We start from the raw sequence: 13,400 nt of genomic DNA, 5'->3' as shown, positions 1-13,400 counted from the left end.
GGCGTATATTGTCATTCACGGCGCACGGATAAAGATGCAGTATTACGCAGAGTAAGCGGAATTTAGCCCGGTAGAGCAAACTACCGGGCTAGTGATTTAATGTACCTGCGGGTCTGCCGGGGATGCATTGCTGCGGATCTCAGCAATGTCCATGGCGTTAAACAGATAGTGGCTACCGCAATAATCGCAGTGCATATCGATCTCGCCTTCTTCCGCCAGAATGCTGTCCACTTCTTCGTCCGGCAGCGTTTTCAGTGCACCAGCGCAGCGTTCGCGTGAACAGGTGCATTTGAACTCAACGTCCTGCGGATCGTAGAGGGTGACCTCTTCTTCGTGGTACAAGCGCCACAACACTTCGTTGGCCGGCAGCGTCAACAGCTCTTCGGTTTTAATGGTTTCGGTCAGGGCGGTCAGGTGATCGAAATCATCGGCCTGCGCGTTTTGCGCCGGCATTACCTGCAGCAGCATTCCGCCAGCAGCAGGTTTGCCATCGACGTCGCCAGTACGGATAAACAGGCGTGTCGGCAGCTGTTCAGAACGCATGAAGTAATCTTCCAGACAGGCGGCCAGCGTGTCACCTTCCAGACCGACCACGCCCTGATAGCGTTCGCCTTCTTCCGGGGTAATGGTGATCACCAGGTAACCGTTGCCTACCAGCGTTTTCAGATCCGCGCCTTCAGGAATATCACCCTGCATGCGGGCCACGCCGCGCATCTGCTGATTGTTGTTGCCGTTAATGACGGCCAGGCTCAGCGGACCATCACCCTGCAGCTGCACGGTGATATCACCGGCAAACTTCAGCGTGGCGGTGAGCAGGCTGGTGGCGACCAGCAGTTCAGCCAGCACGTTTTTGACCGGCTGCGGGTAAGTATGATTTTCGAGGATCTGTTGCAGAGTTTCCGAAACGGTCACCAGCTCGCCGCGCACGGCAAAGTTTTCAAACAGATAACGATGTAATTGGTCATGTTGCGGCATAATCATCTCTCTTGCAGGTGACAGTCACTCACTGTCGCCATGTTTAAATCGTAACAGGTCGCGGCGCTCTTTCTTGTCCGGTCGCCTGTCCGGGTGCGGCATGGTTAACGCGTTAAGTTTACGCGCCAGCGCCACTTTTTCGCGTTTTTCCACGCTTTCCGCGGTTTCTTCATACAGCGTAACGGCTTCCGTGGCCGGGCGACGCTGCTCGGTAATAGCCTTGATAATGACCGTTCGTTCGTCATTTCCCTGGCGCAGGGTGAGGGTGGCGTTCAGCTCAACAATTTTGCTCGGCTTGCTGCGCTGGCCGTTGTAATGCACCTTACCGCCTTCAACCATTTCGCGGGCTAGCGCACGCGTTTTGTAAAAGCGTGCCGCCCACAGCCATTTATCCAGCCTGACTTCAGTAGAGGGCTTTTCTTTCATGGCGTCTCCTTCACATCAGTGAGGGGATCAGTCGGCGGTAGTCATTCAATGACGGATGGCGTGCGTACTGTTTTTCCGCAATGCCAGAGTCGGGATTGGTTACGCCGAGGCAGTAACGAATACCATACAGGGCAGCGGCGTCGAGAATGGGTTCGCTGTCGTCAATAAATAGCGTCTTCTCTGCACTCATTCCCGTTTCTTCAGCCACAGCGTGCCATAACCGCTGATCCTCTTTGGGATAACCAAATGTGTGGGTGGAAAGTAATAAATCAAGGTGTGAGGCCAGACCGGTATGCTCAAGCTTCACCGCCAGATTATGCGGATGCGCGTTGGTGAGCAAAATACGGCGCTTGCCGCTGGCTTTTAAGGCATCAAGAAACGGTACGGTATCTTCACGCAAAACGGCGCGCGGTCCCTGTTCCGTAGTCATGGCGCAAATATCCAGATCCAGGCACTCGCTCCAGTAATCCAGGCAGTACCAGTTTAGCGTATGCTGCACGGCATGATACTGCTGACGAATATAGTCCTGGGCTTCCTGGGGAGAGATACCCTGCTTCGCGCCATAGGTTTCCGGCACCAGCTTTTGCCAGAAATAGTTATCGAATGCCAGGTCGAGCAGCGTGCCGTCCATATCTAACAACACGGTGTCGACATCCTGCCAGGCAATATTGATATGCATGGAAACTCCCCAGAAGAAAACATGATGCGCGACAGAGTAGCATATCCTGTCGCGCGAGCGTGTTATCGAATCAGGCTTTCCGGGTCGTCAATCAGCGTTGGATTCAGGCAGCTTTCGTAGTAGCTCTGAATTTCCGCGATGCGGGTGCGGTTACGCTGGTAGCGTCTGAATGCCTGTATGCTGTTGTAGACAGCGCATCCGAGCATGGAGAACATCAGCAGCGTCGTGCCAAGGTAGCGCCATAATCCTGAACGATCCGGAATACGGTGCAGACCAATGTGCTGGGTGCCATTGGCGTCAGTCGAAATATTGGTGACGATCCCCTCCGCGCGAAACGGCGTCTGCATCAGCATCTGCGCCAGGCGCTGAAAGGCGTTCCACTGTTCCTGGGGAGGATAGTCATATAACGAGGTCGTCGGCCACGGCTGATCGACCAGATCGCTGCCTTCGTCGCTGATAATCAGGAAACCGCCGGGAGCAGGGCTATTCAGCGCCTGGGCCGCTCGCGCAGTCTCGCGTGAAATAAACGGCGCCGTAGAGGTATTCACCAGATTATCCAGCGACTCCGCGCTTACCGGACGCAGCAGCACGTTCACGCCATCCAGTTTTCCTGCGTTTGCTCGTTTCACCAGCGCGGTCCAGTCTTTACTGTTACCAAGGTTTACCAGCGCATTTTTTAAACGTACACATTCATCTTTGGCTGCGCACAGATCGGCCGTTTTCAGGACAATCTCGCCAAAATCGTCAAGTAACACCATGCCGGACTTTTGGATGGCCGAGCGTAACGATGCGCTGACGCGAGAGTCATCATCAGCTTTGGGATGCAGCTGGCGGTTCACGGCTTGCGTGAGCGCGGTAGCTTTATTTACCAGATCGGACTCAGGCAGCGGCAATGCGCGCGCGTCATTCCAGATAATTTGCGTGCAATCGAAAGGCATAAACGGCGTGGCAGGCTGCGCATTCCAGCTCCCCTGGGTATGAATGTTACACATACCCGTACCGCTCAGGTGCAGCGTGTCACCCACGCGAACGCCCGCGTTTTCGAGCTGTTTAACGCTGGTGGCTTCGATAGTCTGCGCGCCCTTCATCCAGGAAAGCGTTAGCTTTATCGGCATATCCAGAGGGATCCAAAACAGCAGCATCAGCAGTACCAGCAATGAGCCGCCCGCGATGACGGCGTTGCGCAGCCAGTGCTGTAACGGGAAGTTTTTCACTTCATCATGCAGGGATAAAAAACGCCCCTGGCGGACAACATGGCGATCGAGATAAATATCGATATCCGTTTGCTGGCCAAGATCCTGTGCGATGTAAGGCTGCCAGTGAGGGGGATAAATAAGATCAATAATGCCTAGCGAGATATTATTGATTTGCTCCTGATCGTTTTCGCCAAACAGTCCCCAGCGACGCGGCGTACCGCGCAGACAATGAATTTCCCGCAGGGCGGTTTTAGACGGCGGGGCGAACAGTCCCCACAGACCTGCCGCCAGCAGCAGCACCGCGCTACCAACGGCCCACGGAGCAAACGTATCCGGAATGATTAAGCAGAAAAAGAACAGCAGGAATGATGCGGCAATCAGCAGCGCTTCGCGCAATCCCGACGGGCGGCTGAGTGCGTATTCTTCATGGGTTTCCTGGCGAATATTCAGCAGTTCGATCTGCTCGCTTTCTTCACCGCGAATGGACGCCTGGGTAGAGGTGGTATGCTGTAGCGCATAGCCACGCGCTTCCTGCATATATTCCTGCAGCGTGTGGCCGTTCAGAGAGATAACCAGCGGTATCGTATTGGTGTGGATTAACTCAACGCTGTTTTCGTCATTGATGTATTGTTCCCAGAAAGGGGGAAGATGCACCTCAACGGAATCGAGATAGTAACGCCATTTGTTAGGATCGTCGGTAGTAATGCCGTAACGTGTAATCGCGTGCGTCAGTACGATGACGCTATTACTTTGGGCATTCAGCGTTAACGATACCGGCGCGGAGCTGGCGCCCGTTGGACTCGGCACCTGCTGAATTTGACTAAGGCTTTCGAGATAGTTTTCAACTGCACTGCGCTCTTCAGGCGTGAGTTTACGCTTTGAGGCGTCTGAGAAGACGTTGCTCAAGGGTAAATTTTTCCGTCTGGATTTCGTTCTGAGTAGCCATCCTGCAAGCAATGAGCAGGCCAGCAAAGCAGCTAAAAAAATCAGAATGGTGCTCATGCTTTCCCCATCTTACTTAGTCTGTCAGGCGTGGCCAGTCGCACCCTGTTCAATATTCGTGATTCTGTGGTTGGCTATCGGCAAGTGTGGAGTCGAACTTGAGCATCTTTAAGTACAGCCCAGTAAATGCGAATCATAGCAAAATCACCAAAAATGGAATATCAGCAAATTCCTGGAGTTATTTCAACCTATTGACTTTTAATTTGAAATAGGGATTAACTTTTAGTACGTTACATAAATGTAAATAAACGGCAATTCACATTGCCGAAACCGTGCGGTATATCGCACAATAACCCCAGATTTCACAGCAAAGATCCTCACAATGAGCAAATCATTACAGAAACCCACGATTTTGAAAGTGGAAACCGTCGCCCAATCCCGGCTGTTTAAAGTCGAAAGCGTGGACCTTGAGTTCAGCAATGGCGTGCGCCGCGTTTATGAACGTATGCGTCCGTCCACGCGTGAAGCGGTAATGATTGTGCCGATTGTGGACGACCACCTGATCCTCATCCGCGAATACGCGGTTGGGACCGAATCTTACGAACTGGGTTTTTCCAAGGGATTAATCGATCCTGGCGAAAGCGTGTTTGAGGCGGCGAATCGGGAGTTAAAAGAAGAAGTGGGGTTTGGCGCAAAGGATCTGACTTTTTTAAAGAAACTCAGCATGGCGCCATCTTATTTCTCCAGCAAGATGAACATCGTGGTGGCAGAGGACTTATATCCTGAATCGCTGGAGGGTGATGAACCTGAGCCATTACCGCAGGTACGCTGGCCGCTGGCGCATCTGATGGACCTGCTGGAAGATCCTGATTTTCACGAAGCGCGTAATGTCAGTGCGCTGTTCCTCGTACGCGAATGGCTGAAAGGGCAGGGACGATTGTAGTTTATGTTGCCGGATGGCGGCTGACGCCTTATCCGGCCTACAACATCCAGCAATATCAAATGATTACGCCGAAAATGTAGGCCGGATAAGCGAAGCGCCATCCGGCAATCGATCAGAACAGTTCGTGCGTCTCACCATTATCGATAATGGTAGTCCCCACCTCATGCACCGCCTGTTGCGTCGGCTGTGTGCCTTCAATGAAGTACTCTGCGCGGCTGTTGCCGCCGTTTGCCAGTTGACCGGTGCTGCGATCGATGTTGACCGTCACGATACCCGGCGGCGGCGTCAGCGGCTGCTCAGGCACGCCTTCCAGCACGGACTTCATGTAGGCATCCCATGCAGGCTGCGCACTCTTCGCGCCGCCTTCGTAGCCGGAGATTTGGTCTTTGATCGCCCCGGAAGCAGTCGTGTGGCCAAGGTTGCGACGATGGTCATCAAAGCCGATCCATACTGACGTCACCACCCCTGGCCCGTAGCCGGAGAACCACGCATCTTTAGAGCTGTTGGTGGTCCCGGTTTTCCCACCGATATCGTGACGTTGTAAATCACGACCTGCGCGCCAACCGGTTCCCATCCAGCCTGGCTCACCAAAGATATTGGTGTTCAGTGCGCTTTTAATCAGGAAGGCCAGCGGCGTGTTGATCACGTGTGGGGCGTACTCCTGCGTTCCACTTTGTGCGACCAGCGCCTGGTTGGCCTGCTCAAGCTGCGGCATTGGCACGGCGGCATTTTGCTGTTCCTGCGAGACGGCGACATCTTCTACGTTACTGTTTTCCAGTACGTTAGATTTCTGGGTATCGCCGTAAATCACCGGAATATCGCATTCCGGACAGGCAATTTTCGGCTTCGCTTCGAAGATAACGCCGCCCATATCGCTTTCGATCTTACTGATGAAATACGGGTCGACCAGGAAACCGCCGTTAGACATCACCGCGTAACCGCGCGCCACCTGCAACGGCGTGAACGAGGCCGAACCCAGCGCCAGCGACTCGGTGTGCACAATGTTCTGTGCCGGGAAACCAAAACGTTGTAGATACTCTGCCGCGTAATCCACGCCCATGGCGCGCATGGCGCGTACCATCACCACGTTTTTCGACTGGCCCAGCCCCTGACGTAAGCGAATAGGACCAGCATACTGCGGCGGTGAGTTCTTCGGCTGCCAGTCGGAACCGGCACCGGCATCCCAGCGGGAGATCGGTACGTCGTTGAGCATACTCGCCAGCGTCAGACCTTTATCCATCGCAGCGGTATACAGGAAGGGTTTGATGTTGGAACCCACCTGGCGTAGCGCCTGGGTTGCACGGTTAAACTTGCTCTGGTTGAAGTCAAAACCACCGACCAGCGCCAGCACCGCGCCGTTTTGCGGATTGATGGACACCAGTGCGGAGTTGACGTCCGGCACTTGCGCCAGCCACCAGGCATCGCCAACCTGGCGTACCCAGATTTGCTGGCCGGTCTGTACTACGTCGGTCACTTTACGCGGCGTTGGGCCTTGCTGGGTATCCGAGCGGTAAGGACGCGCCCAGCGCATACCATCCATTCGTAATGACACGGAGGTACCATCCGCCAGCGTGGCAATGGCTTCCTGCGGATTAGCGCTGGTAACAACCGCCGGAAGCAATGGGCCATAAGTCGGCAGTGCTTTCAGCGTATCGGTGATTTTCTTGCTGTCCCAACTGCTTTCGCCCACTTTCCACAGCACATTCGACGGGCCGCGGTAGCCGTGGCGCATGTCGTAATCCATCACGTTGTTACGTACCGCCTGCTGGGCTGCCTGCTGTACTTTGCGCGTAATGGTGGTGGTGATGCGATACCCGTCTTCATAGGCTTTCTCGCCATAACGGTTATACATCTCCTGGCGCACCATTTCAGACAGATACGGCGCGGAGAAGGCGATTTCCGGCGCATGGTAGTTGGCGTCAATGGCCTCGCCGCGTGCCTGATCGTACTGGGCCTGCGTGATGTAGTTTTCGCTCAGCATACGCGACAGCACGACGTTACGTCGCGCGGTTGCCCGGTCCATCGAATAGAGGGGGTTGAAGGTTGACGGCGCTTTTGGCAGACCGGCAATCACCGCAATTTCACTTAAGCTCAGCTGATCTACGGTCTTACCGAAATAGACCTGAGCGGCAGCACCCACGCCATAGGCGCGATACCCCAGATAGATCTTGTTCAGATACAGTTCGAGGATCTCATCTTTACTTAGCAGTTGTTCAATGCGGATCGCCAGGAACACTTCCTTGATCTTACGCATCAGCGTACGTTCCGGGCTGAGGAAGAAGTTTCTCGCCAACTGTTGGGTAATGGTACTCGCCCCTTGCGATGCGTGGCCGGAAAACAACGCGACGCTGGCTGCACGGAAGATCCCCACCGGGTCTACCCCATGGTGCTCATAAAAGCGACTGTCTTCTGTGGCGATAAAGGCTTTAACCATCACCGGCGGCATTTGATCCAGCGTAACCGGAATTCGACGTTTCTCGCCATATTGCGCGATCAGCTCGCCGTCAGCGCTGTAAACCTGCATCGGGATCTGTAAACGCACATCTTTGAGCGTCGCGACGTCAGGTAATTGCGGCTCAATATAGCGATAGAGGCCATAAATCGAGCCTGCTCCCAGCAGGATGCAACATACTGCAAGGATTAATAAATACTTTACGAACTTCACTGGAGATTTCCCATTTAGTGGCATTTGGGCAGTTTATAAACAAACGCGCGGTAGTATAAAGGCAAGCCAGACGCATTGATATACCCGTTAAAGCAACGGGTGATAAGGAGATCATCAGCAATGGCTTTCAATATCTGGAAAATTGGTTTGCATATTCAGCAACATGAAGCGCTGGCTGTCGCCGCTGTTTACGACGCATCCGGTTGGTTTCTCCAGCGCTGGTGGCGTATACCGCTGACGTCCCAGGTTATCGTCGATGGCCACATTCGCGAGCCTGAACAGCTTGTCGCAGCGCTACTGCCGTGGAGCCGGGAGCTTCCTCGCCGACACCATATTCATCTCTCCTTTCCCGCCAACAGGACGTTACAAAAAAAGTACCCTCGTCCGGAAATGACGTTGCGTGAGCCGGAGCAAACCGCCTGGTTGTCCGGCTCGATGGCGCGAGAGCTGGATATGGCGCCGGATGCGCTGCATTTTGATTATAGCGAAGACACGTTGAGCCCGGCGTTTAACGTCACGGCTGCGCAAAGCAAAGAGATTTCAGCGCTTCTGACGCTTATCCAAACGTTGAAGGTACACGTTACGGCGATTACGCCGGATGCCAGCGCATTACAGCGATTTATGCCCTACCTGCCCGAACATCATCAGTGTCTGGCATGGCGTGATGACGCCCAGTGGCTATGGGCGACCCGTTCGGCATGGGGACGTAAATCAACAGGCGATATTGACAGTATCGACGAGCTTGCCGCGACATTGTCGCTTCCCACGACAGCCATTGCGCTATGCGGTCCCGGCGGCTTCGATCCGTTAAGCGTGGTGTCTGTACGCCAGCCGCCAATTCCAACGCCAGGCCATCGCTTCGCCATTGCTCTGGGACTCGCTATGGGAGGCGCGTGCTAATGATAGCGACTATCAACCTTCTGCCCTGGCGCCAAACGCGACGCCGCGCCTGCCTGCGCTTCTGGTGTGTTTTATTTAGCGCTTCAATCCTGCTCAGTATCGGCGTGTTATTGCGCGGTTACAGCGTGATAAACGTCGAAAACCGGGCTGAATTACTGCTGGCAGATGCCGAAAAGACGCGGGCCGAGGCCTTAATGGCGCTAAAGCCGCGTATGCAGCAGCGCCAGCAACGATGGCTACAGGTTCAGGCGCGGAACAAACAGCGTGAGCAGACCCGAAACTGGCAGCAGGTTTTGCAAGGGCTGGCGGAATTACTGCCGGAGCAGGCGTGGCTAACAAAAATCACCTGGCAGCAGGAGACGCTGGAACTGACGGGAAACACGCTGAACTTTGCCGCGCTGAGAGCGCTGGAAGCGCAATTACGCCAGCAACCGCTGTTTACATTGGGCAGTCCTGGTGAAACGCTGCAGGATGCGCAGGGACGCTGGCAATTCCACTATCGACTGACGCGGAGCGGTGCGCATGATAACGCTCTGTGAAAGCTGGTTAGCGCAGTCGCCACGTTTTCGAGTTTTCTGCTGGTGCGCCTGGATGTTGGGACTGCTCATCGCCGTCTTGCTATGCCTCAACTCCCCCTGGCAGAAACGGATTATGCAGCAAGAGGCGCTAAGCCAGCAACGCGCGGCCATTCAGGCGCAATGGCGAAATTTATATCTGTTGGCGGCATCGCCAGGAGAGCCTGAAGAGACGTTGATTCCGTTTTCCCCGCTGCGGTTTCAGACTCCTCTGGCACGTCTTCTCCACTGGCAGCCCTCTGCACAGGGCGGAGAGATGACGCTGAAGCCCGCCTGGGATGCCATCCCGCCGATGTTTGCCCAACTGGCGGATCAGGGGATGAACGTCAGCCGGTTTTCGCTTAGCGCTGAAGGTTCGGAGCTGCTGCTAACGCTACAACTGGAGCGCCTGAATGACGGTTGAACGTTGGCTGTTGGTATGCGTAAGCGTACTGATGCTCACTGGTATGCGTAATCCCTTTCTGCCGCCGGAGGACCGTTGCCAAATTGCTGAGCTGCCGACATGGCGTTTTCAGGGCATGGTGAGCCAGGGCGCACGACCTATCGGCATTGTTCAGGATAGCCAGAAAAAATGGCGACGGATTGAGCGAAATGACCTCCTGAAAAACGGTTGGACGATTACACAGATAACGGCCCAGAGCGTAACGCTCGACACAGGGAAAAACTGCGAGCCGCCGCGGTGGCAGTGGCAACGACAAGGAGCGGTAAATGAAGCGATGGATAGCGTGGATACTCTTCGCGCTGGCGGTTGGAATAACGAGCGCGCTGGCGGGAAAACCACAAAACGTGACGCTGGTGGTCGATGATGTACCGGTTGTACAGGTATTGCAGGCGCTGGCTGAACAGGAGCAGAAAAACCTGGTCGTTTCGCCAGATGTCAGCGGCGTGCTGTCGCTGCATTTGACGGATGTCCCCTGGAAACAGGCATTGCAAACGGTGGTGAAAAGCGCCGGGCTGGTATTACGACAGGAGGGCAATATTCTGCATGTACATTCTGTCCAATGGCAGAGTGAAAATGCGGCCCGCCAGGACAATGAACAGGCACGGGTTCAGGCCAGTTTGCCACTGGAGCAGCGCAGCATTATTTTGCAATATGCCGATGCCGCCGAGCTGGCCAAAGCCGGAGAAAAGCTGCTTAGCGCCAAAGGAAGCATGACGGTGGATAAACGAACCAACCGCTTACTGCTGCGTGATCATAGTGTTGCGCTTAATGCACTGGAAAAATGGGTGGCGCAAATGGATTTGCCGGTTGCCCAGGTCGAACTGGCGGCGCATATCGTCACGATTAATGAAAAAAGTTTGCGTGAGCTGGGGGTTAAGTGGTCGCTGGCTGACGCACAGCAACCGGGGGCGGTAGGGAACGTCACAACGCTTGCCAGCGATCTCTCTGTATCCGCCGCCACATCACGTGTGGGATTTAACATTGGCCGTATTAACGGCCGTTTACTTGAGCTGGAGCTGTCTGCGCTGGAGCAAAAACAGCAACTGGATATCATTGCCAGTCCTCGCTTACTGGCTTCTCACCTGCAACCTGCCAGTATTAAGCAGGGTAGCGAGATCCCTTATCAGGTCTCCAGCGGTGAAAGCGGCGCGACATCCGTCGAGTTTAAGGAAGCGGTACTGGGGATGGAGGTAACGCCCACCGTATTGCAGAAAGGGCGCATCAGACTGAAACTGCATATCAGCCAGAATGTTCCCGGGCAGGTGCTGCAGCAGGCGGATGGCGAGGTTCTGGCTATTGATAAGCAGGAGATTGAAACCCAGGTCGAGGTAAAAAGCGGCGAGACGATTGCGCTGGGCGGGATTTTTTCACATAAGAATAAATCCGCAGCCGACAGCGTGCCGTTGTTAGGCGACATTCCCTGGCTTGGCACTTTCTTTCGCCATGATGGTAAAGAAGACGAACGGCGCGAATTAGTGGTTTTTATTACGCCCAGACTGGTTTCAGCGCAATAACTTATGCATGAAAAGCCGTTGTTTTTGCACTGAACACGTTTCAGGGATTTGACGTGCGGGTGTATTTAGCATACAAGGAGTACCGATTTGAGCGTCGGTGCTTTTCTTTACTTATGCGGCAGTAAATACGCTTTGCCTTTCTGGTGGTGTGTCATAGGCTTATTTGGTGTCATTTGGCTGCGCGATACGTCGCCAGGTCTGATGTTTGCAGGGTAGCATGCCTGCCACGACCAGAAATGCGTAAGGTTTGGTGATTTATTCAGTTGCCAAACCCGCTTGAGTATTGAGATAATTTTCAGTCTGACTCTCGCAATATCTTATGAGGTTTCAGTTCATGTCCTGCTGCGCTGGGTGTCTGCGAAGCGGGTTTATCATTAACGAATAGTCTTAGTAGTACCGAAAAAATGGCAGAGAAACGCAATATCTTTCTGGTTGGGCCTATGGGTGCCGGAAAAAGCACTATTGGGCGCCAGTTAGCTCAACAACTCAATATGGAATTTTACGATTCTGATCAAGAGATTGAGAAACGAACCGGAGCTGATGTGGGCTGGGTCTTCGATGTAGAAGGTGAAGACGGCTTCCGTGATCGCGAAGAAAAAGTCATCAACGAGTTGACGGAAAAACAGGGTATTGTGCTGGCAACTGGCGGTGGCTCTGTAAAATCACGTGAAACACGTAACCGTCTCTCCGCGCGTGGCGTCGTGGTCTATCTTGAAACGACAATTGAAAAACAACTTGCGCGTACTCAACGCGACAAGAAACGCCCGCTGCTGCAGGTAGAATCACCGCCTCGTGAAGTTCTGGAAGCGTTGGCTGACGAACGCAATCCTCTGTACGAAGAGATTGCTGACGTGACCATTCGCACCGACGATCAGAGCGCAAAAGTCGTAGCAAACCAGATTATTCATATGTTGGAAAGCAACTAATTCTGGCTGAATACACACTCGTCTGCGGGTACAAGTAACTAAGGTGGATGTCGCGTAATGGAGAGGATCACAGTCACTCTCGGGGAACGTAGTTACCCTATCACCATCGCGGCTGGTTTGTTCAATGAGCCAGCTTCATTCTTACCGCTGAAATCGGGCGATCAGGTTATGTTGGTGACCAACGAAACCCTGGCTCCCCTTTATCTCGATAAGGTTCGCGGCATACTTGAACAGGCGGGTGTTAACGTTGATAGCGTTATCCTTCCCGATGGCGAGCAGTATAAAAGCCTGACGGTTCTGGATACGGTTTTCACCGCGTTACTGCAAAAACCGCACGGTCGTGATACCACGTTAGTCGCACTTGGCGGCGGCGTGATTGGCGATCTGACCGGTTTTGCGGCAGCCAGTTATCAGCGTGGTGTGCGTTTTATTCAAGTCCCGACAACCCTGTTGTCACAGGTCGACTCCTCCGTTGGCGGCAAAACCGCCGTAAACCATCCCCTCGGTAAAAACATGATTGGCGCGTTTTACCAACCGGCCTCCGTGGTGGTGGATCTCGATTGTCTGAAAACGCTTCCTGCGCGTGAGCTGGCATCGGGGCTGGCGGAAGTGATCAAATATGGCATCATTCTTGACGGTGAATTTTTCAGCTGGCTGGAAGACAATCTGGATGCGTTACTGCGTCTGGACGGTCCGGCGATGGCGTACTGTATTCGCCGTTGTTGTGAGCTGAAAGCAGAAGTTGTCGCAGCAGACGAGCGCGAAATGGGCTTACGTGCTTTACTGAATCTGGGACACACGTTTGGCCATGCGATCGAAGCTGAAATGGGTTATGGCAATTGGTTACATGGTGAAGCAGTCGCAGCAGGTATGGTAATGGCTGCTCGTACGTCAGAACGCCTTGGGCAGTTTACCTCCGCAGATACGCAGCGCATCATTACGCTACTGCAGCGAGCGGGCTTACCGGTTAATGGGCCGCGTGAGATGTCTGTTGAAGCTTATCTGCCGCATATGCTGCGAGATAAAAAAGTGTTAGCGGGAGAGATTCGTTTAGTGCTTCCGCGGGCCATAGGGAAGAGTGAAGTGCGCGGCGGAGTGTCGCACGAGGTGGTTCTTAACGCTATTGCTGATTGCCAGCAGGCGTAACAACAAGAAAGGTCTGGCTTACGTTGCAAAACGTAGGTCTTTTAGCTTCAGGTTATGTGCAAAGTCGTAAG

At 53.9% G+C, this 13,400-nt stretch carries 13 protein-coding genes; 8 read left to right on the top strand and 5 right to left on the bottom strand.

Annotated features, from left to right (window positions below):
* Positions 1-96 precede the first annotated feature (96 nt).
* The 4 genes from hslO to igaA form a co-directional block, all read right to left on the bottom strand.
* Complete coding sequence (hslO, locus tag OGV77_RS07165; RefSeq protein ID WP_016157640.1) at positions 97-975, bottom strand: Hsp33 family molecular chaperone HslO; 879 nt, start codon at positions 973-975, stop codon at positions 97-99.
* Positions 976-999: 24 nt separating this feature from the next.
* Positions 1,000-1,401, bottom strand: coding sequence for a ribosome-associated heat shock protein Hsp15 (gene hslR, locus OGV77_RS07160; RefSeq protein ID WP_019078146.1), 402 nt, complete (start codon positions 1,399-1,401; stop codon positions 1,000-1,002).
* 10 nt (positions 1,402-1,411) lie between these two features.
* Entirely contained in the window at positions 1,412-2,080 is a 669-nt protein-coding gene (gene yrfG / locus OGV77_RS07155) for a GMP/IMP nucleotidase (RefSeq protein WP_003023533.1), read from the bottom strand.
* A 62-nt stretch (positions 2,081-2,142) separates the two neighbouring features.
* Entirely contained in the window at positions 2,143-4,278 is a 2,136-nt protein-coding gene (gene igaA, locus OGV77_RS07150; RefSeq protein ID WP_080626010.1) for an intracellular growth attenuator protein IgaA, read from the bottom strand.
* A 322-nt stretch (positions 4,279-4,600) separates the two neighbouring features.
* Between igaA and nudE the strand changes: the two genes are divergently transcribed.
* Complete coding sequence (gene nudE / locus OGV77_RS07145) at positions 4,601-5,161, top strand: ADP compounds hydrolase NudE (protein WP_003827667.1); 561 nt, start codon at positions 4,601-4,603, stop codon at positions 5,159-5,161.
* Between the two features lie 112 nt (positions 5,162-5,273).
* On the opposite strand, the gene mrcA is transcribed toward nudE, so the two are convergent.
* Positions 5,274-7,826: a peptidoglycan glycosyltransferase/peptidoglycan DD-transpeptidase MrcA gene (gene mrcA / locus OGV77_RS07140; RefSeq protein ID WP_047408184.1), complete on the bottom strand. Its 2,553-nt coding sequence runs from the start codon at positions 7,824-7,826 to the stop codon at positions 5,274-5,276.
* Positions 7,827-7,946: 120 nt separating this feature from the next.
* On the opposite strand from mrcA, the gene OGV77_RS07135 reads away from it, so the two are divergent.
* The 7 genes from OGV77_RS07135 (at position 7,947) to aroB (ending at position 13,329) form a co-directional block, all read left to right on the top strand.
* On the top strand, positions 7,947-8,726 hold the full coding sequence (locus OGV77_RS07135) for a type IV pilus biogenesis protein PilM (RefSeq protein WP_087050811.1): 780 nt from the start codon (positions 7,947-7,949) through the stop codon (positions 8,724-8,726).
* Complete coding sequence (locus OGV77_RS07130; protein ID WP_087050812.1) at positions 8,726-9,265, top strand: PilN domain-containing protein; 540 nt, start codon at positions 8,726-8,728, stop codon at positions 9,263-9,265. The genes OGV77_RS07135 and OGV77_RS07130 overlap by 1 nt, the downstream gene beginning before the upstream one ends.
* Entirely contained in the window at positions 9,249-9,704 is a 456-nt protein-coding gene (locus tag OGV77_RS07125) for a HofO family protein (RefSeq protein WP_080626013.1), read from the top strand. Before OGV77_RS07130 ends, OGV77_RS07125 begins: the two co-directional genes overlap by 17 nt.
* The gene (locus OGV77_RS07120; protein ID WP_087050813.1) at positions 9,694-10,107 is read left to right on the top strand and encodes a HofP DNA utilization family protein; all 414 of its coding nucleotides are present in this window, start codon (positions 9,694-9,696) and stop codon (positions 10,105-10,107) included. The genes OGV77_RS07125 and OGV77_RS07120 overlap by 11 nt, the downstream gene beginning before the upstream one ends.
* Positions 10,010-11,257, top strand: a complete 1,248-nt coding sequence (hofQ, locus tag OGV77_RS07115; protein ID WP_213733446.1) for a DNA uptake porin HofQ — start codon at positions 10,010-10,012, stop codon at positions 11,255-11,257. Before OGV77_RS07120 ends, hofQ begins: the two co-directional genes overlap by 98 nt.
* A 404-nt stretch (positions 11,258-11,661) precedes the next feature.
* Positions 11,662-12,183, top strand: coding sequence for a shikimate kinase AroK (gene aroK / locus OGV77_RS07110; protein ID WP_003023552.1), 522 nt, complete (start codon positions 11,662-11,664; stop codon positions 12,181-12,183).
* A gap of 57 nt (positions 12,184-12,240) precedes the next feature.
* Positions 12,241-13,329, top strand: a complete 1,089-nt coding sequence (gene aroB / locus OGV77_RS07105) for a 3-dehydroquinate synthase (protein ID WP_087050815.1) — start codon at positions 12,241-12,243, stop codon at positions 13,327-13,329.
* The last annotated feature ends 71 nt before the right edge of the window (positions 13,330-13,400 follow it).

It is taken from the genome of Citrobacter sp. Ce129 (assembly GCF_030334545.1).
GTDB classification, from domain to species: Bacteria; Pseudomonadota; Gammaproteobacteria; order Enterobacterales; family Enterobacteriaceae; genus Citrobacter; species Citrobacter europaeus.
This window is presented reverse-complemented; position numbering and strand designations above follow the sequence as displayed.